The sequence below is a fragment of the Klebsiella sp. JB_Kp031 genome (assembly GCF_040064295.1).
Classification (GTDB): Bacteria; Pseudomonadota; Gammaproteobacteria; order Enterobacterales; family Enterobacteriaceae; genus Klebsiella; species Klebsiella quasipneumoniae.
In genome coordinates this window covers 1-24,146 of record NZ_JBEAJW010000020.1, presented here as the reverse complement: position 1 = coordinate 24,146, position 24,146 = coordinate 1, and the positions used below count along the sequence as shown (strand labels likewise).

The window sequence follows — 24,146 nt, the reverse complement described above, 5'->3', positions numbered from 1 at the left end:
ATGGCGCTGTTAATTACCAAAAAATGCATCAACTGCGATATGTGCGAGCCGGAGTGCCCCAATGAGGCCATTTCGATGGGTGACAGCATTTATGAAATTAACAGCGACCGCTGCACCGAATGCGTGGGCCATTACGATACGCCCACCTGCCAGAAGGTGTGCCCGATCCCGAATACTATTCTGAAAGATCCGGCACACGTCGAGAGTGAAGAACAGCTGTGGGATAAATTCGTCCTGATGCACCACGCGGATAAAATTTAACCGCCGTCGCGCTTAGCTTTCGACAATCACCGTGGCGCAGGCGTAATGGCGCTCATCGGCGAGCGTGACATGAATATGGCTCACCCCCAACCGTTCCGCCAGCCGTTGCGCCTCACCCCATAGCCGCAGCTTCGGCTTGCCCAGCTCATCGTTGTAAACTTCGAACTGATTAAAGGCCAGCCCGTTGCGGATCCCGGTCCCCAGCGCTTTCGCCGCCGCTTCCTTGACCGCAAAGCGTTTCGCCAGGAAACGCACCGGCTGCTGATGCTGCTCCCAGATACTCCATTCATGGTCGCTCAGCACCCGGCGGGCAAGGCGATCGCCGCTGCGGGCGATCACCGCTTCGATGCGGGCGATCTCGACGATGTCGGTACCCAGCCCGAGAATGGCCATTAGCCGCGCGCTTCCAGCATCAGACGCTTCATTTCCGCGACCGCCTCTTTCAGGCCGCTCATCACCGCGCGGCCAATAATCGCGTGGCCGATATTCAGCTCATGCATTTCCGGCAGCGCGGCAATCGCTTTCACGTTGTGATAGGTCAGACCGTGACCCGCATTGACCTTCAGGCCGAGGCTGGCGGCGTAGGCGGCCGCTTTGGCAATGCGTTCCAGCTCCTTCGCCTGCTCGGCGTCGGTTTTAGCATCGGCATAGCAGCCGGTATGGATTTCGATATAAGGCGCGCCAACGTCCGCTGCCGCTTTAATTTGTGCTTCATCCGCATCGATAAACAGGGAGACCAGGATGCCGGCATCCGCCAGGCGTTGACAGGCATCACGCATCTTGTCGCGCTGGCCGGCGACGTCCAGCCCGCCTTCGGTGGTCACTTCCTGGCGCTTCTCCGGCACCAGGCAGCAGAAATGCGGTTTGGTTTCGCAGGCGATCGTCAGCATCTCTTCGGTGACCGCCATTTCAAGATTCATGCGGGTGTGCAGCGTCTGGCGCAGGATACGCACATCGCGATCGGTGATATGGCGGCGGTCTTCGCGCAGATGCACGGTAATGCCGTCGGCGCCGGCCTGTTCGGCAATGAAAGCCGCCTGAACCGGATCCGGGTAGGCGGTGCCGCGGGCGTTACGCAAGGTCGCGATATGGTCAATATTGACCCCTAACAGTAATTCAGCCATGACAATCCTCGTTAATCATTCTTCGTATTATCCGCTCGCGCCTTTCGCGCGGGCATAAACTGGCGAAACAATTCCCGGCTCTTGAGCGGTTTGCCGCCGAGATAGGGCTTCAGGGCGATACGGGTAAAGCGCTTCGCGGCGCGCAGCGTATCAACATCAGGAAACTCGCGACTCGCCAACGCTTTCAAATGGTGCCCGGTAAACGTGTTGTTATCAATCACCAGGCTGGCAATAAAGCCTTTTTCTTCGCGATAGCGGTAGGTCATGGTGTCGTCCACCGGCTCGCCGCTCCCGGCGCAGTGGAGAAAATCCACGCCATAGCCCAGGTGCCCGAGCAGCGCCAGCTCAAAGCGCCGCAGCGCCGGCTCCGGCGAGCCGCTGGCCCCGGCGAGCGCCTGAATGCAGTGCAAATAGTCAAAAAAGAGTTCGGAGAAGCGCGTTTCGTGCTCCAGCACACGGGAGATAAGCTCGTTAACGTAAAGACCGCTGTAGAGGGTGATGCCGCTGAGCGGCAGCGCCAGCGAGACAGCTTCCGCGCTGCGCAGGGTTTTGACTTCGCCGCGGCCGCCGAAGCGAACCAGCAAGGGGGTAAAGGGCTGTAAAGCGCCTTTAAGATTCGAGCGTTTGGAGCGTGCGCCCTTGGCAACCAGGCGCACGCGACCGGATTCTTCCGTGAAGACGTCCAGCATCAGGCTGGTTTCGCTCCACGGTCGGCTATGCAGGACAAAGGCGCGCTGCCATCCATCCACGTTGCGTTAACTCAGAGGTCGTCAACATAACCGAGACTGCGCAGGGCGCGCTCGTCATCGGCCCAGCCGGATTTCACTTTAACCCACAGCTCGAGGTGCACCGGCGCTTCAAACATCTCCTGCATGTCCTTACGCGCTTCGATACCGATGGTTTTGATTTTGGCGCCTTTGTTGCCAATCACCATCTTCTTCTGCCCTTCACGCTCGACGAGGATCAGGCCGTTGATGTCGTAACCGCCGCGCTCGTTGGTCACAAAACGTTCGATTTCCACGGTGACGGAGTACGGCAGCTCAGCGCCAAGGAAACGCATCAGTTTTTCACGGATGATTTCGGAGGCCATAAAGCGCTGGGAACGATCGGTAATATAATCTTCCGGGAAGTGATGGATCGCTTCCGGCAGATGCTTACGCACGATCGCCGCGATGGTGTCGACGTTGGTCCCCGTTTCCGCCGACATCGGCACGATATCAAGGAAGTTCATCTGGCTGGCGAGGAACTGCAGGTGCGGTAACAGATCCGCTTTTTCCTGCACGTTATCTACCTTGTTGACCGCGAGGATCACCGGCGCTTTCGCGTCGCGCAGCTTGTTGAGCACCATCTCGTCGTCCTGCGTCCAGCGGGTGCCTTCCACCACGAAGATGACCAGTTCAACATCGCCAATCGAGCTGCTGGCCGCTTTGTTCATCAGGCGGTTAATGGCGCGCTTCTCTTCCATATGCAGGCCCGGAGTATCGACGTAAATCGCCTGATACGGCCCTTCGGTATGGATGCCGACGATGCGGTGACGGGTGGTCTGCGCTTTACGGGAGGTGATCGAGATCTTCTGCCCAAGCAGCTTATTCAACAGCGTGGATTTGCCAACGTTTGGACGACCCACGATGGCGACAAACCCACAATAACTTTTTTCTTCGCTCATTCCAGCTCCAGCTTTTTCAGCGCCTGTTCGGCGGCAGCCTGCTCCGCCTTACGACGGCTGGAACCTGTGCCAACCACCGGTTCACTCAGGCCACTGACCTGGCAGTGGATAGTAAATTCCTGATCGTGCGCTTCGCCGCGCACCTGGACCACCAGGTAGGACGGCAGCGGCAGATGACGACCCTGCAGATACTCCTGCAGACGCGTCTTCGGATCCTTTTGCTTATCGCCCGGGCTGATTTCGTCCAGACGAGTCTGGTACCAGGAGAGAATTAAGCGTTCAACGTTCTGAATATCGCTGTCGAGGAAAACCCCGCCAATTAACGCTTCAACGGTGTCCGCGAGAATCGATTCGCGACGGAAACCGCCGCTTTTCAGTTCGCCCGGCCCGAGGCGCAAGCATTCGCCCAGCTCAAACTCGCGGGCGATTTCCGCCAGCGTGTTGCCGCGCACCAGCGTCGCGCGCATACGGCTCATGTCGCCTTCATCCACGCGAGGAAAGCGATGATACAGCGCGTTAGCGATCACGAAACTTAAAATGGAGTCGCCTAAAAATTCCAGGCGCTCATTATGTTTGCTGCTGGCACTGCGGTGAGTTAATGCCTGTTGCAACAGCTCCTGATGATGAAAAGTGTAGCCCAGCTTTCGTTGAAGCCGATTAATTACGATGGGGTTCATGCGTTACCAATAAATGAATGCGTCAAAGATGCAGCACACGAAACCGACCTGAGCATACGCTTCAAACAGGAAGTTGAAACAGACCAATACGCTTTCGTGTGCAGTGTCACCCGGCAGAGCGACAACCAAAAACTTCGGGGGGATATTCTATACGCAACGACACGGGATGTCGTTAGTTTGAATGGATTTAAATACTAAATAATTCACGCCGCTGCGATAACAGCAGCGGCGTGAATTCAGCAGATGAAATTAATGAATTCCACCAATGCGCGATAACCGCACACCGGTCGGCCATTCACCTTCCTGCTTTTCAAAACTCATCCAGATAGCGGTGGCTTTTCCGACCAGGTTTGCTTCCGGCACAAAGCCCCAGTAACGGCTGTCGGCGCTGTTATCCCGGTTGTCGCCCATCATGAAGTACTGACCCGGCGGCACAATCCAGGTGGCCAGCGGCAGACCGCTCTGATGGTAATACATGCCAGCCTGATCCTGAGCAATCGGCACCATCAGAATACGATGCGTGACGTCGCCCAGCGTCTCCTGACGCTCGGTGAGGCGAATGCCGTCGGCTTTGGTTTCGCCCTTCGGCAGCTGCCAGAAACCGCTGCTCGCCTCGCCGCCGTTGCTGCGGGAGAAAGTCTGAACGAAATCGCTCGGCTCCACGTTGGAGTAAGTCACCGGCAGCGCGTTGCCGCAGGCCTGTCCGGAGCTACAGCCCGGCTGAATAGTGACCTGCTTGGCAATCGGATCGTAGGTGACCTTATCCCCCGGTAGCCCCACCGCGCGCTTGATGTAGTCCAGGCGCGGGTCTTCCGGATATTTAAACACCACGATGTCGCCGCGCTTCGGATGACCCGTCTCGATCAGCGTTTTCTGATAGATAGGATCTTTAATGCCGTAGGCAAATTTCTCCACCAGGATGAAATCGCCAATCAGCAGAGTCGGCATCATCGAACCGGATGGGATCTGGAACGGCTCATAAATGAATGAACGTACCACCAGAACGATCGCCAGCACCGGGAAAACCGATGCGCCGGTTTCCAGCCAGCCCGGTTTCGGGCCGACTTTCTTCAACGTCTTTTTGTCCAGCTGCTCGCCGGTCGCTGCCTGAGCAGCGGCCTGACGCTCACGACGTTTCGGTGCAAAAATGAACTTGTCCAGGCACCATAAAACGCCCGTCACCAGGGTTGCAATCACCAGGATCAGGGCAAACATGTTCGCCATGCCAACTCCTTAGGGTTATTTGCCGTCTTTACCAACGTGCAGAATGGCGAGGAACGCTTCCTGCGGCAGTTCAACGTTACCGACCTGCTTCATACGCTTCTTACCTTCTTTCTGCTTCTGCAGCAGCTTTTTCTTACGGCTGACGTCACCGCCGTAGCATTTCGCCAGCACGTTTTTACGCAGCTGTTTCACGGTAGAGCGCGCGATGATGTGGTTGCCGATGGCCGCCTGAATCGCGATGTCGAACTGCTGACGCGGAATAAGATCTTTCATCTTTTCCACCAGCTCGCGGCCGCGATACGGCGCGTTATCGTTGTGGGTGATCAGAGCCAGCGCATCGACGCGCTCGCCGTTGATCAGCACATCGACGCGTACCATGTTCGACGCCTGGAAGCGTTTGAAGTTGTAGTCCAGCGACGCATAGCCGCGGGAGGTAGACTTCAGACGGTCGAAGAAGTCGAGCACCACTTCCGCCATCGGGATTTCGTAGGTCAGCGCCACCTGTTTACCGTGGTAAACCATGTTGGTCTGCACACCACGTTTCTCCACGCACAGAGTGATCACGTTGCCGAGGAACTCCTGCGGCAGCAGCATGTGACACTCGGCGATCGGCTCGCGCAGCTCCTGAATATTATTCAGCGGCGGCAGCTTGGACGGGCTGTCGACGTAGATAACTTCTTTGGAGGTGGTCTCCACTTCGTAAACTACCGTCGGCGCGGTGGTGATCAGGTCGAGATCGTATTCACGCTCCAGACGCTCCTGAATGATCTCCATGTGCAGCAGGCCGAGGAAGCCGCAGCGGAAGCCGAAGCCCAGCGCGGTAGAACTTTCCGGCTCGTAGAACAGAGAGGCGTCGTTGAGGCTCAGTTTGCCCAGCGCATCGCGGAAAGCTTCATAATCATCGGAGCTCACCGGGAACAGGCCGGCATACACCTGCGGTTTCACCTTCTTAAAGCCAGGCAGCGCTTTGTCTGCCGGGTTGCGGGCGGCGGTCAGGGTATCGCCCACCGGCGCGCCGAGGATGTCTTTGATCGCGCAGACCAGCCAGCCTACCTCGCCGCATTTCAGCTCGGTACGGTCAACCTGTTTCGGGGTAAAGATGCCCAGACGGTCGGCGTTATAGACCTGGCCGGTGCTCATGACCTTGATCTTATCGCCCTTGCGCATGGTGCCGTTTTTAATCCGCACCAGCGACACCACGCCGAGGTAGTTATCGAACCAGGAGTCGATAATCAGCGCCTGCAGCGGCGCGTCCGGATCGCCTTCCGGCGGCGGAATATCGCGCACCAGACGCTCCAGCACGTCGGTCACGCCGACGCCGGTTTTCGCCGAGCAGCGCACCGCATCGTGGGCATCGATCCCGACGATATCTTCAATCTCGTCCGCTACGCGCTCAGGGTCGGCCGCAGGCAGGTCGATCTTGTTGAGTACCGGAACGACCTCCAGGTCCATCTCCATGGCGGTGTAGCAGTTGGCCAGGGTCTGGGCTTCTACGCCCTGCCCGGCGTCAACCACCAGCAGCGCGCCTTCGCACGCGGCGAGGGAACGGGAGACTTCATAGGAGAAGTCCACGTGGCCCGGGGTGTCGATAAAGTTCAGCTGATAGGTCTCACCGTCGTTGGCCTTATAGTCCAGGGTGACGCTCTGCGCCTTGATAGTGATCCCGCGTTCGCGCTCAAGATCCATGGAGTCCAGAACCTGGGCTTCCATTTCACGATCAGAAAGGCCACCGCAAATCTGGATGATACGGTCAGACAGCGTCGACTTACCGTGGTCGATGTGAGCGATGATCGAAAAGTTACGTATATTCTTCATATTTAGAGTTAATTATGCCTTACGAGTATCATGAGGCCGCTGTACTGTGCCTGACGTTTTTTAATCCGAAAACGCCGCATTCTACACTACATCCTTGAAACCAGGAAATGCTGTTAGATCCAGCATAACCGCAGAAATTGTGGCGTTGTAACAGGAAGGGTAAATAAAGATAAGGGCCAGTGAAATCACTGACCCATGTCGGAGGAAGGCGTTTCGATACGCACCAGATCCGGCGGCAACGCGACGCTCAGGATCACCGGCTGCCACGACTGGCGCGCTGCCAGCTGCGGCGACAGACCGCGCGCCACCAGGAACCCGCCGACGCCGCCCAGCAGCGCGCCGCAAAGTGACGCGATATCGCTGGCAAACAGCACCTGGAAAATCGACGCCATCACAAACAGCCCCACCAGCGGCGCCATGTAGACCAACAGCGCCGAACCCAGCAGACTGCTCTCGGCGATCCCCAGCTCCACTTTTTGCCCCGCCGTCAACGGCTGCTCGCAGGGCACGCTGATGGTATGGCTGGTCTGCGGCCCCAGCTTGTTTAATACCCGGCTGCCGCAGCCGGCGCGGGAGGCGCAACTGCTGCAGGAGGCTTTAACGTCGCAGTGCACCTGCGCCACGCCGTTATGCCAGGAAACCACGGTGGCCCACTCTTTGATCATTGTACTGCCTTGAATTTAATGCTGTCTGAGATACGCTTCGCCGTCTGCGGCGGCAGTTCGCCCACCACGGTGATCTCCGCGTTATCGCGTACCGTCGTGCTGACGGTGCGTCGGCCGGTGCGCAACAGCTGGTCGCTGCTGGCCGCGGTGGCGCGGTTGATATTGATCGAGAAGCTGAACAAGCCGTCGGAATAGAGACGTGATTCTACCGGACCATCAAAGGTGGGTAGACGACGCTGGCTGCTGGAAACCTCAGTCATGCCCTGAGGGAGCCACGTCGGCGCCCAGTTGAAGTTGGCTTTGTCGCCCCCTTCAGGCACCGACAGCTGCGGCGGCAAATTCGCTTTTGCCAGCGTCTCCATGCTGGCGCTGACGTTATCGCCAACGTTGAAAGAGACGACCCGGAACTGCTCCAGTGTTTCACCGTCGCGGTCGAGTAAATCAACGCGCAGCGGCAGCTTAGTCTCAGCGTCCAGCCAGGCGATAAAGCTATAGCGCGTGCCGTCGCGAGCCACGACGCGGATCACGTCGCAGAGGCGGTCGGCGATACGGGTACGGCCCACGGAGATAAAATCATAGGCTGCGCTGAGACGTTTGAAATCGCTGTAAACCAGCGACGGCAGCGAATCGACGATATAGTCGCCGTTCAGGGTGAACGGATCGAGGCCGGGTTCAAAATAGCTGATTTCCGTACCGCGCAGGACCACTTCCCGGCGCGGACCGTCCAGCTGCAGAAGCTGCGCCAGCGGTTGATTGTTCAGTCGCGCGTGACGATAGCGCAGCGACTCAACGCCTTGTTTGCTGATGCTGACGAACGAGAGCTCATAGTTGAGGGACTGGCTGGCCAGGTTCATCTGCTGCAACAACGCCCCGGACGATGTATCAGCCGAGGCGTTGACAGAGAACAACAGACTGCCTGCCATGAGCGACATGGCACACCAAAGTTGCTTCATTACTGCGATTGCGTTCCTAAAGTTTGATAACCCGGCACCTGGACTGCGGCCTGCTGAGTCTGGGCCTGGCCAAACTGAAGCTGCTCAGCGTGCAGGCGGCGCTGCAGTTCGTAGTCCTGCAGCATGGCGTTAATCCGCCGGCGCTGTTCCTGGACCTGAGCCTGCTGGCCGCTACCTGCTGATGCGTCAGCCGGTACGCCAAGACTTACCGGGCTCGCTTTGCCCATCATTGGCAGCGTATTGAACACCGGCGCCTCTGGCTGCTGAGCGGCATCAGACTGCCCATTATAGTGCTGGACGCCGACGATAACCGCAAGCGATACGCAGGCGGCAACGCCCATCTGGGTCAGTGAGCTGGCCCACGGACGCACTTTGTTCCAGAACGGCATCTGCCGCCACTGGTGTGGTGCGGGCTGAGATTCAGGAATAAGCGGCGCCGTCTGACGAACGGGCTCATTTTCAATGGCGGCCATCACCCGGGCGGAGATATCAAATTGCAGCACCTCTGCGGTATCGCCACGCAGCGTATCGCGGATAAGGTGGTAACTCTCCCAGGTTTTTTGCATCTCAGAAGAACGACTCAGCTCGTTGAGCAGTTCGTTATCCAGCGTTTCACCATCCATTAAAGCCGAAAGTTTTTCTTTCTGCATGCCTGATACCCTTTTCCAGTATTCCGCTATCGTCAACGCCTGATAAGCGGTTGAACTTTATTATCAATAGCTTCTCGCGCCCGGAAGATACGCGAACGCACCGTCCCAACCGGACAATCCATGATAGCGGCTATCTCTTCATAGCTCAGGCCATCCAGCTCCCGTAACGTAATTGCCATGCGTAAATCTTCCGGGAGCGATTCAATGGTACGAAAAACTATTTGTCTCAGTTCTTCTGACAACATTAAGTTCTCAGGGTTCGAAATTTCTTTCAACGCTCCGCCGCTTTCGAAGTTTTCCGCCTCGTTGGCGTCAACATCGCTGGACGGCGGACGGCGTCCCTGAGCAACCAGATAATTCTTCGCCGTATTGACGGCGATACGGTATAACCAGGTGTAAAAAGCGCTATCTCCCCGGAAAGAGTCCAGCGCACGCCATGCCTTAACGAACGATTCCTGAACGACGTCAGCGATATCGCCCGGCGGTACATAGCGGGAAACCAGGCTCGCGACCTTATGCTGATAGCGCACTACCAGCAAATTAAACGCTTTCTGATCTCCTTTCTGGACCCGTTCAACAAGGACCTGATCCGTTAACTGCTCGCTCATCCGAGGTAATGTCTCCCCAAACCCAATTCCCATGCGTCTTCAAAACACCACCCAAAATCTGCATTATGAGCAAGCTGACTGTTGGAGTGTATGAAAACAATAAAGTTCCGTTACGCTTTTTGTTTTTTGTCTGGCAACGGCGGCAGATCGTTATCAATCATTATATGCCCTGGTTGCTAAACGATAGGTTAGTCAATAAGAAAAAGCGCAGGCCCGCCTGAAGGGTATCGTAACACGGCGTTTATTTCACTATAAAATCCAATGCTATCAACCTGCCACGCGTCTCATTTTCGCCGTGCTCCAGACCGTTTCCGCTCGCCTGCTGTTTAGCCGTCACAACGCCCGCCAAAAAAAATGTACGATTCCTCACGAGCTGGTGCTATTGTGAGCTAAATGTGTTTAGTAAATTAAACAAAGACGATGAATACCACTCCTGACTTCTCTTGTGATGTGTTGATTATCGGCAGCGGCGCTGCCGGCCTCTCCCTTGCGCTGCGCCTGGCAGAGCACAGTTCGGTGACCGTGCTGAGTAAAGGGCCGATCAGCGAAGGTTCTACGTTCTATGCCCAGGGCGGGATTGCCGCCGTTTTCGACGAGACGGACAGTATTGAATCCCATGTCGAAGATACCCTGATTGCCGGCGCAGGGTTATGCGATCGCCATGCGGTCACCTTCGTCGCCAGCAATGCCAGATCATGCGTCCAGTGGCTTATCGATCAGGGCGTATTGTTTGACACTCAGGTCCAGGCCAATGGCGAAGAGAGCTATCATCTCACGCGCGAAGGGGGCCACAGCCATCGGCGCATTCTCCACGCCGCCGACGCTACCGGCAAAGCGGTGGAGACGACTTTGGTCGATAAAGCCCTCGCCCACCCCAATATCCGCATCCTTGAGCGCAGCAATGCCGTCGACTTGATCGTATCGGATAAGATTGGCTTGCCAGGTACGCGCCGGGTGGTCGGGGCGTGGATCTGGAACCGCAATAAAGAGCGCGTGGAAACCTGCAGCGCGAAGGCGGTGGTGCTCGCCACCGGCGGAGCCGCCAAGGTTTATCAATACACCACTAACCCCGACGTCTCTTCCGGAGACGGTATCGCGATGGCCTGGCGGGCGGGCTGCCGGGTGGCAAATCTGGAATTTAATCAGTTTCACCCCACCGCGCTGTATCATCCGCAGGCGCGCAACTTCCTGCTTACCGAAGCGCTGCGCGGCGAAGGCGCCCACCTTAAACGCCCGGACGGCACCCGCTTTATGCCGGACTTTGACGAACGCGGCGAGCTGGCCCCACGCGATATCGTCGCCCGCGCCATCGATCATGAGATGAAGCGCCTTGGCGTGGACTGTATGTTTCTTGATATCAGCCATAAACCCGAGGCGTTTGTTCGCCAGCACTTCCCGATGATTTACGAAAAGCTGCTCGGCCTGGGAATTGATTTAACCAAAGATCCGGTGCCGGTCGTCCCTGCCGCACATTACACCTGCGGCGGCGTGATGGTGGATGATAATGGCCGCACCGACGTCGATGGGTTATACGCTATCGGCGAAGTCAGCTATACCGGGCTGCACGGCGCGAACCGTATGGCCTCGAACTCGCTGCTGGAGTGCCTGGTTTACGGCTGGTCCGCCGCGGAAGATATTGCCCGACGCCTGCCGCTGGCCCAGAAGGTTAGCACCCTGCCGGCGTGGGATGAAAGTCAGGTGGAGATCCCGGATGAACTGGTGGTTATCCAGCATAACTGGCACGAGCTGCGGCTGCTGATGTGGGATTACGTGGGGATTGTGCGCACCACCCGCAGGCTGGAGCGCGCCCTGCGGCGCATTACCATGCTGCAGCAGGAGCTGGATGAGTATTACGCCCGCTTCCGCGTCTCGAATAATCTGCTGGAGCTGCGCAATCTGGTGCAGGTGGCGGAGCTTATCGTACGCTGCGCGATGTTGCGCAAAGAGAGCCGCGGTCTGCATTACACCCTCGATTATCCGCAGTCGCTGCCGAACAGCGGCCCGTCGATACTGTCGCCCCTGGCTCACATAAAGAGATAAAAATCCTCGGTCAGAGCGGTAAAGCCTTCAGAATACTGCTGCTCTGGCCCGCGAATCGCCAGCCTGTCGCTGAAACACTCCCCCGCCGTCGGGGAGAAAGCCAGCAGCACCCGGTGCGGCGGCCGCAGCTCGGTCTCCGCCACGTCAGTGCGCAGTCGCAGGTGCCAGCCCATCGCGGTTGCCCGTTCGATAAACGCATTACCGATATCTACCGGCAGCACCACGCAAAAAAAGCCTTCTTCGGTGATATGTTCAGCGGCGCAGGTCAGCAGAGAAGCGTGATCGAGCGTAGTGGTATACCGCGCCTGCTCCCGCTGCGAGGTGGCGCAAGGCACCCCTTCCGCAAAAAAGGGCGGGTTACTGATTATCAGTTGATAGCGTCGGGTCTGCGGCGGCTGCCACTGATGAATATCGGCCTGACAGACCTCAACCCGCGCAGCCCATGGCGACGCGAGAGCATTTTCCTGCGCCTGGGCGGCGGCCTCTGCGTCCAGTTCAACCGCATCGATACATACATCATCGCCGGTACGCTGGGCGAGCATTAGCGCCAGCAGACCGCTGCCCGCGCCAATATCCAGCACATGCTTCACCCCGGCAATCGGCGCCCAGGCACCGAGCAAAATGCCGTCGGTACCCACCTTCATCGCGCAACGATCGTGGGCGATAAAAAACTGTTTGAAGGTAAAACCATTGCGCGGCAGCGCAAACTTCGACTGAGACATCCTCAATAACCTTGCCGACAAAAACTCCTGAACGTAAGGCTATGCACAATACCGGAGAACAGATAGCCTTACAAACAGATGAACATTACGTCAGTAACGTCTATAATCGGCGGCCCACTCAGAGGTAGAACATGACTGTAACGACTTTTTCCGAACTTGAACTCGACGAAAACCTGCTGGAGGCCCTCCAGGATAAAGGTTTCACTCGCCCGACAGCCATTCAGGCCGCCGCTATTCCGCCTGCGCTCGATGGCCGTGACATCCTCGGTTCAGCGCCGACCGGCACTGGTAAAACGGCGGCGTATCTGCTGCCAGCGTTGCAGCACCTGCTCGATTTCCCGCGTAAGAAATCCGGCCCGCCGCGTATTCTTATCCTGACGCCGACCCGCGAGCTGGCGATGCAGGTGGCTGACCACGCCCGCGAGCTGGCAAAGCATACCCATCTGGATATCGCCACCATTACCGGCGGCGTAGCCTACATGAACCACGCGGAAGTGTTCAGCGAAAACCAGGACATCGTGGTCGCCACCACTGGTCGCCTGCTGCAGTATATAAAAGAAGAGAACTTCGACTGCCGCGCCGTCGAGACCCTAATCCTCGATGAAGCCGACCGCATGCTGGACATGGGCTTTGCGCAGGATATCGAAACCATCGCCGGTGAAACCCGCTGGCGCAAGCAGACCATGCTGTTCTCCGCGACGCTCGAAGGCGATGCGATCAAAGACTTCGCCGAACGTCTTCTGGAGGAGCCGGTTGAAGTTTCCGCTAACCCGTCGACTCGCGAGCGCAAGAAAATCCATCAATGGTACTACCGCGCTGACGATATCGAACATAAAACCAAACTGCTGGTGAATCTGCTGCAACAGCCGGAAGCTACCCGCGCTATCGTCTTTGTGCGCAAGCGCGAGCGCGTGCATGAGCTGGCCAACTGGCTGCGTGAAGCCGGGATTAACACCTGCTGGCTGGAAGGCGAGATGGTGCAGGCCAAGCGTAACGAAGCCATCAAGCGTCTGACCGATGGCCGCGTAAACGTGCTGATCGCTACCGACGTCGCCGCCCGCGGTATCGATATTCCGGACGTCAGCCACGTCTTTAACTTCGATATGCCGCGCACCGCCGACATCTATCTGCACCGTATCGGTCGTACCGGGCGTGCAGGTAAGAAAGGCACCGCGATTTCGCTGGTTGAAGCGCACGACCACCTGTTGCTGGGCAAGATCGGCCGCTACGTTGAAGAACCGCTGAAAGCTCGGGTGATTGATGAATTGCGACCAAAAACCCGCGCGCCAAGCGAGAAGCTGACCGGTAAACCATCGAAGAAAGTGCTGGCGAAACGCGCCGAGAAAAAAGAGAAAGAAAAAGAAAAGCCGCGGGTGAAAAAGCGCCACCGCGATACGAAAAATATCGGTAAGCGCCGGAAACCAAGCGCAGCCGGGACGCCATCAGCGCCCAACGAAGAGTAAAAAAAAACGCCGGGTTATCCCGGCGTTTTCACATCTGGCGTTAGCCTTACAGGCTTTCGGTAAAGGTACGAGCGATAACGTCGCGCTGCTGTTCCGGCGTCAGGGAGTTGAAGCGCACCGCGTAGCCAGAAACACGAATGGTCAGCTGCGGATATTTTTCCGGATGTTCAACCGCGTCCAGCAGGGTTTCACGACGCAGCACGTTAACGTTCAGGTGCTGACCGCCTTCCACGCGAACTTCTGGTTTCACGTCTACCGGGATCTCACGGTATTCGATTTCACCCAGTTTGCTGACCGCCACCACGTCATCTTCCGCAAAACCACCTTTGGCGCACAGGCAGCGCGCTTCGCCTTTTTCACTATCCAGCAGCCAGAAAGAGTTCAGCAGGTCGTCGTTTGCCGCTTTAGTAATTTGGATACCAGTAATCATTTGATGCCTCCCAGGCAGTGTTTATTCGATTTTGGCCTCTTCGCGGCCAATTGGTAAAACCATTGTTGTATGAGTGTATATATATCAGCCGCCCCTTCGGCATTCTTTGATGTAAATCAATAAAAACCACTCACTCTAAGTGGGTATGCAAGGATTTTATTGTTTTACATCAAGTTACGCCATGCGCTGCTATAAATAATTTTGTAAATTTTCAATTTTTTTTGCATGAAGGCCCGCGTTGAGCCGTGCCGATTTTGTTCTGTAGAAAGAAGCCGTTAAGCTATAGCAATGACCCTTTGCAGGAGAGCAAGATGACCACCCCTTTAACCTGGCATGACGTGCTGGCGGATGAAAAGCAACAACCCTATTTTCTCAATACTCTGAAGACCGTCGCCGAAGAGCGCCAGTCCGGGATCACCATCTATCCACCGCAAAAAGACGTCTTCAATGCGTTTCGCTTTACCGAACTGGGCGATGTCAAAGTCGTCATTCTCGGCCAGGACCCCTATCACGGCCCGGGGCAAGCCCACGGTCTGGCGTTCTCGGTTCGCCCGGGCGTCGCCATCCCGCCCTCGCTGCTAAATATGTACAAAGAGCTCGAGGCCACTATCCCTGGCTTTACCCGCCCTACCCATGGTTACCTGGAAAGCTGGGCGCGCCAGGGAGTGCTCCTGCTGAATACGGTCCTGACCGTCCGCGCCGGGCAGGCGCACTCGCACGCCAGTCTCGGCTGGGAAACGTTTACCGATAAGGTAATCGCGTTAATCAATGAGCATTGCGAGGGAGTGGTCTTTCTACTGTGGGGCTCCCATGCACAGAAGAAAGGCGCGATTATCGATCGCCAGCGCCACTGCGTACTGAAGGCGCCGCACCCGTCACCGCTCTCTGCACATCGCGGCTTCTTTGGCAGCAACCATTTCGTGCAGACCAATCAGTGGCTGACCGAGCGCGGCGAAGCGCCGATTGACTGGATGCCGGTCCTTCCCGCCGAAAGCGAGTGATCGACAGCCATAAAAAAAGCCAGCATCAGCTGGCTTTTTTATTCAGGGACAGGTATTACGCCTTGTTCTGACGCCACCACTCCGCCAGCAGAACGCCGGTCGCCACAGAGACGTTCAGGCTTTCGACATTGCCGGTACCATCGATGGCGACGCTGAGGTCCGCGCTGGAGATCGCTGCATCCGACAGGCCATCGCGCTCCTGGCCTAACACCAGCACCATTTTCTTCGGCAGCTCGGCTTTAAACAGCGGGGTACCATTATGGCTGGAGGTCGAGACAATCGCGTAGCCCGCCTGACGGAATTGATCAAGAGTATCGATGAAGCTGTCGCCGGTGATCGGCTCAACATGTTCCGCACCGCCTTCCGCCGTACGGATCGCCGCGCCGGACTCCAGCACGCCGGCATCCTGAACCACAACGCCCTTCACGCCGAAGTGCGCGCAGCTGCGCATGATCGCCCCGAGGTTGTGCGGGTTACCCACGTCTTCCAGCGCCAGAACGCAATCTTCTTCTGCGGCCTTCGCGACCCACTGGGCAACAGAGGTGCCGTGGCGTTTTTTGATCAGGAAGCAGACGCCGCCGTGGTGATCGGTCCCGGAGGCTTTCGCCAGCTCGGCTTCATCAACCACATGATAGGCTTTACGGTTAGCCGCCATCCAGCGCAGCGCCTCTTTAAAACGCGGCGTCACGCTCTGAATAAACCAGGCGCGGACAATAGCTTCCGGGCGGCTCTGGAACAGGGCCTGACAGGCGTTTTCACCATACACGCGGGTCTCTTCCGCGCGCTGGCGACGCAGTACTTCCGGATCGATAAAGCTCTTCCCGCTGATCCCGCCGTGATCTTCTTTTACCGGCGTCTCATCGCCAGGGGCGCGGGAAACGGTACGCCACGGGGACGCATCGTCACGATGAAAATCATCGCGCTTGCGCTCATCACGCTTGCGGTCATCGCGTTTACGATCGTCACCGCGGCTGTTTCGTTCGTCACGCGCAGGGCGGCTGCGGCCGTCAACACGAGATTTTCCTGGACGACCTCCCCCTTTCCCGGTACGTGGGTTATGGGTGCGTTTGTCAGAATCATCATCACTGCGGACATACATCACTTTGACCTTGCCGCTTTTATTTTTCAGTTCGTCGCTCATCAATTTTCTCCACCTGCGCTGCGCGAAGCGCGCAGATTACCCGATGTGTCATCGCTTCGCCATGATTTCGTTTAAAAGCCGGCCTCTATTGCACTCATCGAACAAAACGCATTGTCCTTAAATAACACTTAATCGATAATATGTAACATCACAGAAACATATCGGCCACGTGCCACGTTGCAACCCATAACCAGAGGTTAGTTATGAATACCGTTTGTGCCAGTTGTCAGGCTCTGAACCGCCTCCCGGACGATCGTAGCGCGGATGGCGCAAAGTGCGGACGCTGCGGTCACGATCTTTTTGACGGCGACGTCATCAACGCGACCGGGGCAACGCTGGATAAACTCTTAAAGGACGATCTGCCGGTCGTTGTTGATTTCTGGGCGCCATGGTGCGGTCCCTGCCGTAGCTTCGCGCCGATCTTTGAAGACGTTGCGGAAGAGCGTAGCGGGAAGATGCGCTTTGTGAAAGTTAACACCGAAGCGGAACGTGAGCTTAGCGCACGGTTTCGTATCCGCAGCATCCCGACCATTATGATGTTCAAAAATGGCGAAGTGATCGACATGCTCAATGGCGCGGTGCCAAAAGCGCCATTTGATAGCTGGCTGAACGAAGCCGGACAGCAGTAATCCTTCCGGGGCACCGCTTGTGCCCCGTTTTAGCCTCTGCGACAATAGCGCTTTTCATTAGCGACTCCCATGACTGATAACGCTGTCCTTCGCCTGCGCGCCGAACGTCTCGCGCGAGCCACCCGCCCTTTCCTTGCGCGCGGTAATCGCATCCGCCGCTGCCAGCGCTGTCTGCTGCCGCTCAAGCAGTGTCTGTGCGCCACGTTAACGCCGGCGCAGTCCACCAGCCGCTTTTGCCTGGTGATGTTTGATACGGAACCGATGAAGCCCAGCAACACCGGTCGGCTCATCGCCGATATTCTGCCGAATACCGAGGCTTATCAATGGTCGAGAACCGAGCCGCCGCAGGGGCTGCTTGACCTGGTCGCCCATCCCGATTACCAGCCGATGGTGGTGTTCCCCGCCTCCTACGCCGGGCCGGAGCGCCAGGTCCTGAGCGCGCCGCCGTCTGGCAAACCGCCGCTGTTTATCATGCTCGACGGCACCTGGACCGAAGCGCGTAAAATGTTCCGTAAGAGCCCTTATCTGGACGCGCTACCGATAATCTCCGTCGATCTGTCCCGCATCTCAGCCTACCATCTGCGCGAGGCGCACGCCGATGGACAATATTGTACCGCGGAAGTGGCCATCGCCCTGCTGGACCTGGCGGGCGATGCACCGGCCGCCGCAGCGCTTGGCGAACACTTCACCCGCTTCCGGACCCGTTACCTGGCGGGAAAAACCCAGCATAAGGGCAGTATCACAGCGGACCAGGTGGAAAACGTTTAAAATCATTCGGTCACTGGGATGAAAGGAGACCGGTATGAGCCAACGAGGCCTGGAAGCACTGCTGCGACCAAAGTCCATCGCCGTTATTGGCGCATCAATGAAACCGCAGCGCGCTGGCTATCTCATGATGCGCAACCTGCTAGCCGGTGGCTTCAATGGCCCGGTGCTGCCGGTGACCCCCGCCTGGAAGGCGGTGCTCGGGGTGCTGGCGTGGCCCACCATCGAGAGCCTGCCCTTTACGCCGGATCTGGCGGTACTCTGTACCAACGCGCGGCGTAATCTCGAGTTGCTTGAAGCCCTGGGGCAGAAAGGCTGCAAGACCTGCATCATTCTTTCTTCGCAGCCTGAGCAGTATCCGGCGCTGCTGGCGTGCGCCACCCGCCATCAGATGCGCCTGCTCGGCCCCAACAGTCTCGGCCTGCTGGCGCCGTGGCAAGGGTTGAACGCCAGCTTTTCGCCGGTGCCGATCCATCGCGGTAAACTGGCCTTTATCTCGCAATCGGCTGCCGTCTCCAACACCATCCTTGATTGGGCGCAACAGCGCGAGATGGGGTTTTCCTACTTCATCGCGCTGGGTGATAGTCTGGATATAGATGTCGATGACCTGCTGGACTTTCTGGCCCGCGACAGCAAAACCAGCGCCATTTTGCTCTACCTTGAGCATCTCAGCGACGCGCGCCGGTTTGTTTCCGCCGCGCGCAGCGCCTCGCGAAACAAGCCGATCCTGGTGATTAAAAGCGGCCGTAGTCCCGCGGCGCAGAAGCTGTTGCACGTCAACTCCGGGATGGATCCGGCATGGGATGCGGCCATCCAGCGTGCTGGTCTACTGCGGGTCCAGGATACCCATGAGCTCTTCTCCGCCGTGGAAACCCTGAGCCATATGCGCCCGCTGCGCGGTGAAAAACTGATGATCGTCAGCAACGGCGCGGCGCCGGCGGCGCTGGCGCTGGATGAGCTTTGGTTGCGTAACGGTAAGCTGGCGACCCTCAGCGAGGAGACGCGCGAGGCTCTGCGCCAGGCGCTGCCGGGCGGCGTCGAGATCGCCAACCCACTGGATCTACGCGATGACGCCAGCAGCGAACATTATCAGCGGGCGGTGAATATTCTGCTTAACAGCCAGGACTATGACGCGCTACTGGTGATCCACTCTCCCAGCGCCGCCGCGCCGGGCACCGAGAGCGCCCTGGCGCTGATCGACGCCCTGAAGCACCATCCGCGTGGCAAATATGTCACCGTGCTGACCAACTGGTGCGGCGAATTCTCCTCCCAGGAGGCGCGACGGCTGTTCAGCGATGCCGGCCTTCCCACCTACCGTACGCCGGAGGGGACCATCACCGCCTTTATGCATATGGTCGAGTACCGCCGTAACCAGAAACAGCTACGCGAGACCCCCGTGCTGCCGGACTCGTTAACCGCCAATACCAGCGAGGCGCATGCCCTGCTCCAGCAAGCGATCGATGACGGCGCCACCACGCTGGATACCCACGAGGTCAGCCCGGTACTCCGGGCCTACGGCATCCACACACTGCCAACCTGGATCGCTGCTGACAGCGCGGAAGCGGTGCATATTGCTGAGCAGATAGGCTATCCGGTTGCGTTGAAGCTGCGTTCCCCGGATATTCCGCACAAATCAGAAGTACAGGGGGTCATGTTGTATCTGCGTACCGCGGCAGAAGTGCAGCAGGCAGCGGATGCGATGATCGATCGCGTCAGGCTGGCCTGGCCCCGGGCGCGCATTCATGGCCTGCTGGTGCAGAGTATGGCCAATCGCGCCGGCGCCCAGGAGCTGAGAGTGGTGGTTGAGCACGATCCTCTCTTCGGCCCGTTGATTATGTTGGGCGAAGGCGGCGTGGAGTGGCGGGCCGAGGACCAGGCCGCCGTGGCGCTGCCGCCGCTGAATATGAACCTGGCGCGTTATCTGGTGATCCAGGCGATCAAAAATAAGAAGATCCGCGGCCGCAGCGCATTGCGACCGCTGGATATCGCGGGCTTAAGCCAGCTGCTGGTTCAGGTCTCGAACCTGATCGTCGACTGCCCGGAGATCCAGCGCCTGGATATTCATCCCCTGCTCGCCTCCGGCAACGAGTTTACGGCGCTGGATGTTACCCTTGGGCTTGCACCCTTCAGCGGCGACAGTGAAAGCCGTCTCGCTATTCGTCCCTATCCGCACCAGCTGGAGGAGTGGGTGGTGATGAAAAATGGCGATCGCTGTCTGTTCCGGCCGATCCTGCCGGAAGATGAACCGCAGCTGCTCGCGTTTATCGCCCAGGTCACCAAAGAAGATCTCTATTATCGCTATTTTAGTGAGATCAACGAATTTACCCATGACGACTTAGCCAATATGACCCAGATCGACTACGATCGAGAAATGGCGTTTGTCGCCGTCAGGACCACCGCGGAACAGAGCGAGATCCTTGGCGTGACGCGGGCGATCTCCGACCCTGATAATATTGATGCCGAGTTTGCTGTGCTGGTCCGTTCAGATTTGAAAGGGTTAGGCCTGGGCCGAAGGCTGCTGGAAAAGCTGATCGCCTATACGCAAAGCCATGGCCTGCAACGGCTGAATGGGATTACGATGCCGAATAACCGAGGCATGATCGGCCTCGCCAGAAAGCTGGGATTCACCGTTGATATTCAGCTGGAAGATGGGATTGTCAGTCTGTCGCTGCCCCTGAATCAGGGATAATCGCGCGACGCTGACCGCAATTGTTGACCACATTAGCGGGTAGTAATGGTATTATTGCCCGCTTACGTCGTCTGCATGGTACAGAAGACCCTTCAATAAACAGAGAAGAAACGCACTGTGATGTTGTCAAAATTTAAGCGTAATAAACATCAACAACACCTTGCCCAACTCCCTAAGCTTTCTCAGTCAGTTGATGATGTAGAGTTCTTTTACGCCCCTGCGGATTTCAGGGAAGCGTTACTGACCCGGATTGCCAACGCCACTCAGCGTATATGCATTATTGCGCTCTACCTGGAGCAAGATGATGGCGGAAAAGGAATTTTGCAGGCCCTGTATGACGCCAAGCGTCAGCGTCCGCAACTGGATGTTCGCGTCCTCGTGGACTGGCACCGCGCTCAACGTGGCCGTATCGGCGCCGCCGCCTCCAACACCAACGCCGACTGGTATTGCCGGATGGCCACTGAAAATCCGGGCGTAGAGATCCCCGTTTACGGCGTGCCGATTAACACCCGGGAGGCGCTCGGCGTTCTCCATTTCAAAGGCTTTATTATCGATGACTGCGTCCTCTACAGCGGCGCCAGCCTGAACGATGTTTATCTGCATCAGCATGATAAGTACCGCTATGATCGCTATCAGTGCATCCGAAACGGCAAAATGGCGGACGTCATGTTTGACTGGGTCGACAATAATCTGGTTCAGGGACGCGGTGTGAATCGTCTCGACAGACCGGATCGGCCAAAAAGTCCGGAAATCAAAAACGACATTCGCCAGTACCGTCAGGAGCTCCGCGACCGCAGCTACCATTTTGTCGGCACCGCCGGTGACGAAGAACTCTCCGTCACCCCGCTGGTAGGCCTGGGGAAATCCAGCCTGCTGAACAAAACTATCTTTCACCTGATGCCCTGTGCCGAGCACAAGTTAACGATCTGCACCCCCTACTTCAACCTTCCTGCCGTGCTGGTAAGAAATATCATCCAGCTGCTACGCGACGGTAAACAGGTGGAGATTATTGTCGGCGATAAAACCGCTAACGATTTCTATATTCCCGAAGATCAGCCGTTTAAAATCATCGGCGCGCTTCCTTATCTGTATGAAATCAACCTGCGGCGTTTCCTCAGCCGGCTGCAGTATTATGTGAATACCGATCAGCTGATCGTCCGCCTGTGGAAGGATGACGATAACAGCTACCACCTGAAAGGCATGTGGGTTGATGATGAGTGGATGCTGCTCACCGGCAACAACCTTAACCCGCGCGCCTGGCGACTCGATCTGGAAAATGCCATTCTGATCCACGATCCAAAGCAGCAGTTGGGGGCCATGCGGGAGAAAGAGCTGAAGCTCATCCGCACCCACACCACGGTGGTGAAACATTATCGGGATCTGCAAAGTATTGCCGACTACCCGGTGAAAGTGCGTAAACTGATCCGCCGACTGCGGCGGATCCGCATCGACCGGCTGATCAGCCGTATTCTCTGACAATCAGCCCCGCCTCGACGGGGCTTTTTTCTGGAAGCACTATGCGTACGATAATCGTGATTGCTTCGCTGATGTTAACGGGCTGCAGCCACATGGCAAATGATGCATGGTCCGGTCAGGACAAAGCCCAGCATTTTCTGGCCTCGGCGATGCTGTCTGCCGCGGGCAATGAATATGCGCAACATCAGGGTTACAGCCGGGACCGCAGCGCCGCTATCGGCCTGATGTTTTCTGTCAGCCTCGGCGCCTCAAAAGAGCTTTGGGACAGCCGCCCGGCAGGGAGCGGCTGGAGCTGGAAGGATTTCGCCTGGGATGTAGCCGGCGCGACCACCGGCTACGCTGTGTGGCAACTGGCGCACCAGTAGCGGCTAAAGACGCAGGCCTTTGCCCTTGCGATGCAGCATCAGGGAGACCAGGAAGGCGATGGCCGCCATCACCGTTACGTACCAGTAAAAAGCGTGCTCTATCCCCGCCGATTTAAGCGACAGCGCGACATACTCCGCCGAGCCGCCAAACAGGGCATTCGCGACGGCATAGGAAAGCCCTACCCCAAGCGCACGAACCTGCGCCGGGAACATCTCGGCCTTCAGGATGCCGCTGATCGAGGTATAGAAACTGACAATCAGCAAGGCGCAGATCACCAGGCCGAAGGCAGAATAGGGGGAGCTCACTTTTTGCAAGGCGCTCAGGATAGGCACGGTAAATAATGTCGCCAGTACGCCAAAGCACAGCATGGAGGTACGGCGGCCTACTTTATCCGAAAAAGCGCCGAACAGCGGTTGAACCAGCATATAAACGAACAGCGCCGCAGTCATGATCACGCTGGCGGTGCTGGCCGTCATTCCCGCCGTGTTGACCAGATACTTTTGCATATAGGTAGTAAAGGTATAAAAGGTCAGCGATCCGGCGGCGGTAAAGCCCAACACCATCACGAAGGCCCGGCGATTACGCCACAACCCTTTAAATGAGCCAGCCTCTTTCAGCGCCCGGGTCTCCTGCTTTGAGGTTTCGTCCAGCTGGCGACGCAGCCACAGCGCGACGATGGCCAGTACTGCCCCGAGAGCAAAAGGAATACGCCATCCCCATGCATGCAGATCTTCGTCGCTCAGCACCTGCTGGAGCGCCACGACCACTAATACCGCCAGTAGCTGTCCGCCAATTAACGTGACGTACTGGAAGGAGGCGTAGAAGCCTTTCTTTCCTTCAATCGCCACTTCACTCATATAGGTCGCGCTGGTGCCATATTCTCCCCCGACCGACAGCCCCTGGAACAGACGGGCCAACAGAAGCAACGCCGGAGCCCAGGTGCCGATGACTGCATAGCCCGGCAGGCAGGCAATTACCAGTGAACCAAAGCACATCATGCAGACCGAAATAAGCATGGACGTTTTACGTCCGCGGCGGTCAGCGATCCGACCAAACAGCCAGCCACCGATAGGACGCATCAGAAATCCGGCGGCGAATACGCCTGCCGTTTGTAAAAGTTGAGTGGTGGTATTTCCGGATGGAAAGAAGATATGGGCAAAATAGAGCGAGCAGAATGAGTAGACGTAAAAATCAAACCACTCAACCAGATTTCCCGAGGAAGCGCCAACAATTGCCCAAATACGACGACGGGTGTCAGCCTGCTCCGGCGCGGCCCGTTCGGTAATGCTACTCTCTGTCATTGTTATATTGCTCCAGCAAAGACTGCAATCTGTCTTGTCGGGCGTACCACGTCACGCAGACAAATTAGTTAGTAAACTAAATGTTATATAATTGTTATATCTTTATATGTGATTGCATTCACATTTTTTTTCGCAAGCACGGTTTTCGCGATCAACGCCAGCGCAGGAGCAAGGAAAAAGTGGATTATGGCGAAGGGATTGCCACGACGGGGTTTTATGTTGCTTTGAATGAAGATGATGAGGGAGATATGGTGGGATTTTCGCCGGAGGCGGTGCTGAGCCCCCCTGGCCGGGCTACCGGGGCGTGGCCCCATGTCGGACCCGTAGCCCCGTAAAGCGCAGCGCCACCGGGGAGGCATGCCGGCATCTTCCCCGGATGACACAAACGCAAAAAAGCTCAGCCTTCCGACTGAGCTTTCTGCTTTATTTGATGCCTGGCAGTTCCCTACTCTCACATGGGGAGACCCCACACTACCATCG

Annotated in this window: 24 protein-coding genes; 9 read left to right on the top strand and 15 right to left on the bottom strand. The window is 57.3% G+C overall.

Annotation, left to right across the window (positions count from 1 at the left end; genetic code table 11):
• Positions 1–261, top strand: coding sequence for a YfhL family 4Fe-4S dicluster ferredoxin (locus tag ABLV64_RS05880; RefSeq protein ID WP_004144350.1), 261 nt, complete (start codon positions 1–3; stop codon positions 259–261).
• 12 nt (positions 262–273) lie between these two features.
• On the opposite strand, the gene acpS is transcribed toward ABLV64_RS05880, so the two are convergent.
• The 11 genes from acpS to rpoE all read right to left on the bottom strand — a co-directional run bounded on the left by acpS (position 274) and on the right by rpoE (position 9,643).
• Positions 274–654 (bottom strand): holo-ACP synthase, encoded by a 381-nt coding sequence (acpS, locus tag ABLV64_RS05875; RefSeq protein WP_004201835.1) that lies wholly within the window; start codon positions 652–654, stop codon positions 274–276.
• A complete protein-coding gene (gene pdxJ, locus ABLV64_RS05870; protein ID WP_017900416.1) occupies positions 654–1,385 on the bottom strand; it encodes a pyridoxine 5'-phosphate synthase in 732 nt (243 codons plus the stop codon). The genes acpS and pdxJ overlap by 1 nt, the downstream gene beginning before the upstream one ends.
• 11 nt (positions 1,386–1,396) lie before the next feature.
• Positions 1,397–2,134 carry a DNA repair protein RecO gene (gene recO / locus ABLV64_RS05865; protein ID WP_004201833.1) on the bottom strand — a complete coding sequence of 246 codons (738 nt, stop codon included), beginning with the start codon at positions 2,132–2,134 and terminating at the stop codon, positions 1,397–1,399.
• Between the two features lie 11 nt (positions 2,135–2,145).
• Complete coding sequence (gene era, locus ABLV64_RS05860; RefSeq protein ID WP_017900415.1) at positions 2,146–3,051, bottom strand: GTPase Era; 906 nt, start codon at positions 3,049–3,051, stop codon at positions 2,146–2,148.
• A complete protein-coding gene (gene rnc / locus ABLV64_RS05855) occupies positions 3,048–3,728 on the bottom strand; it encodes a ribonuclease III (protein WP_002914065.1) in 681 nt (226 codons plus the stop codon). Before rnc ends, era begins: the two co-directional genes overlap by 4 nt.
• A 249-nt stretch (positions 3,729–3,977) precedes the next feature.
• Positions 3,978–4,952, bottom strand: a complete 975-nt coding sequence (gene lepB, locus ABLV64_RS05850; protein ID WP_004201827.1) for a signal peptidase I — start codon at positions 4,950–4,952, stop codon at positions 3,978–3,980.
• 15 nt (positions 4,953–4,967) lie between these two features.
• On the bottom strand, positions 4,968–6,767 hold the full coding sequence (gene lepA / locus ABLV64_RS05845; protein ID WP_004201823.1) for a translation elongation factor 4: 1,800 nt from the start codon (positions 6,765–6,767) through the stop codon (positions 4,968–4,970).
• Between the two features lie 185 nt (positions 6,768–6,952).
• The gene (gene rseC, locus ABLV64_RS05840; protein ID WP_004201822.1) at positions 6,953–7,432 is read right to left on the bottom strand and encodes a SoxR-reducing system protein RseC; all 480 of its coding nucleotides are present in this window, start codon (positions 7,430–7,432) and stop codon (positions 6,953–6,955) included.
• Positions 7,429–8,385: a sigma-E factor regulatory protein RseB gene (rseB, locus tag ABLV64_RS05835; RefSeq protein ID WP_004201821.1), complete on the bottom strand. Its 957-nt coding sequence runs from the start codon at positions 8,383–8,385 to the stop codon at positions 7,429–7,431. The genes rseC and rseB overlap by 4 nt, the downstream gene beginning before the upstream one ends.
• Entirely contained in the window at positions 8,385–9,035 is a 651-nt protein-coding gene (gene rseA, locus ABLV64_RS05830) for an anti-sigma-E factor RseA (RefSeq protein ID WP_004201820.1), read from the bottom strand. The genes rseB and rseA overlap by 1 nt, the downstream gene beginning before the upstream one ends.
• 32 nt (positions 9,036–9,067) lie before the next feature.
• Entirely contained in the window at positions 9,068–9,643 is a 576-nt protein-coding gene (gene rpoE, locus ABLV64_RS05825; RefSeq protein WP_002914074.1) for an RNA polymerase sigma factor RpoE, read from the bottom strand.
• 420 nt (positions 9,644–10,063) lie between these two features.
• On the opposite strand from rpoE, the gene nadB reads away from it, so the two are divergent.
• Complete coding sequence (nadB, locus tag ABLV64_RS05820) at positions 10,064–11,683, top strand: L-aspartate oxidase (protein ID WP_004201819.1); 1,620 nt, start codon at positions 10,064–10,066, stop codon at positions 11,681–11,683.
• Here nadB and ABLV64_RS05815 read toward each other — a convergent pair.
• The gene (locus ABLV64_RS05815; protein ID WP_004201818.1) at positions 11,668–12,405 is read right to left on the bottom strand and encodes a tRNA1(Val) (adenine(37)-N6)-methyltransferase; all 738 of its coding nucleotides are present in this window, start codon (positions 12,403–12,405) and stop codon (positions 11,668–11,670) included. The genes nadB and ABLV64_RS05815 overlap by 16 nt on opposite strands.
• Positions 12,406–12,536: 131 nt before the next feature.
• On the opposite strand from ABLV64_RS05815, the gene srmB reads away from it, so the two are divergent.
• Positions 12,537–13,868 (top strand): ATP-dependent RNA helicase SrmB, encoded by a 1,332-nt coding sequence (gene srmB / locus ABLV64_RS05810; RefSeq protein WP_004201817.1) that lies wholly within the window; start codon positions 12,537–12,539, stop codon positions 13,866–13,868.
• A 46-nt stretch (positions 13,869–13,914) separates the two neighbouring features.
• Here srmB and grcA read toward each other — a convergent pair whose 3' ends face one another.
• A complete protein-coding gene (gene grcA, locus ABLV64_RS05805) occupies positions 13,915–14,298 on the bottom strand; it encodes an autonomous glycyl radical cofactor GrcA (protein WP_002914084.1) in 384 nt (127 codons plus the stop codon).
• Positions 14,299–14,609: 311 nt separating this feature from the next.
• Between grcA and ung the strand changes: the two genes are divergently transcribed.
• Positions 14,610–15,299, top strand: a complete 690-nt coding sequence (ung, locus tag ABLV64_RS05800) for a uracil-DNA glycosylase (protein WP_004201816.1) — start codon at positions 14,610–14,612, stop codon at positions 15,297–15,299.
• Positions 15,300–15,354: 55 nt separating this feature from the next.
• On the opposite strand, the gene ABLV64_RS05795 is transcribed toward ung, so the two are convergent.
• The gene (locus ABLV64_RS05795) at positions 15,355–16,440 is read right to left on the bottom strand and encodes a tRNA/rRNA methyltransferase (protein ID WP_023318890.1); all 1,086 of its coding nucleotides are present in this window, start codon (positions 16,438–16,440) and stop codon (positions 15,355–15,357) included.
• Positions 16,441–16,643: 203 nt separating this feature from the next.
• On the opposite strand from ABLV64_RS05795, the gene trxC reads away from it, so the two are divergent.
• The 5 genes from trxC (at position 16,644) to ABLV64_RS05770 (ending at position 22,364) form a co-directional block, all read left to right on the top strand.
• A complete protein-coding gene (gene trxC, locus ABLV64_RS05790; RefSeq protein WP_002914091.1) occupies positions 16,644–17,069 on the top strand; it encodes a thioredoxin TrxC in 426 nt (141 codons plus the stop codon).
• 69 nt (positions 17,070–17,138) lie between these two features.
• The gene (tapT, locus tag ABLV64_RS05785) at positions 17,139–17,837 is read left to right on the top strand and encodes a tRNA-uridine aminocarboxypropyltransferase (RefSeq protein ID WP_032456473.1); all 699 of its coding nucleotides are present in this window, start codon (positions 17,139–17,141) and stop codon (positions 17,835–17,837) included.
• A gap of 34 nt (positions 17,838–17,871) precedes the next feature.
• On the top strand, positions 17,872–20,523 hold the full coding sequence (gene pat, locus ABLV64_RS05780; protein ID WP_032456474.1) for a protein lysine acetyltransferase: 2,652 nt from the start codon (positions 17,872–17,874) through the stop codon (positions 20,521–20,523).
• Between the two features lie 120 nt (positions 20,524–20,643).
• Entirely contained in the window at positions 20,644–21,999 is a 1,356-nt protein-coding gene (gene pssA / locus ABLV64_RS05775; protein WP_004201812.1) for a CDP-diacylglycerol--serine O-phosphatidyltransferase, read from the top strand.
• A 41-nt stretch (positions 22,000–22,040) separates the two neighbouring features.
• A complete protein-coding gene (locus tag ABLV64_RS05770) occupies positions 22,041–22,364 on the top strand; it encodes a YfiM family lipoprotein (protein ID WP_004201811.1) in 324 nt (107 codons plus the stop codon).
• A 3-nt stretch (positions 22,365–22,367) separates the two neighbouring features.
• Here the strand turns inward: ABLV64_RS05770 and ABLV64_RS05765 are convergent, their stop codons facing one another.
• Positions 22,368–23,666 (bottom strand): MFS transporter, encoded by a 1,299-nt coding sequence (locus tag ABLV64_RS05765; protein ID WP_085845888.1) that lies wholly within the window; start codon positions 23,664–23,666, stop codon positions 22,368–22,370.
• Positions 23,667–24,146: the final 480 nt, after the last annotated feature.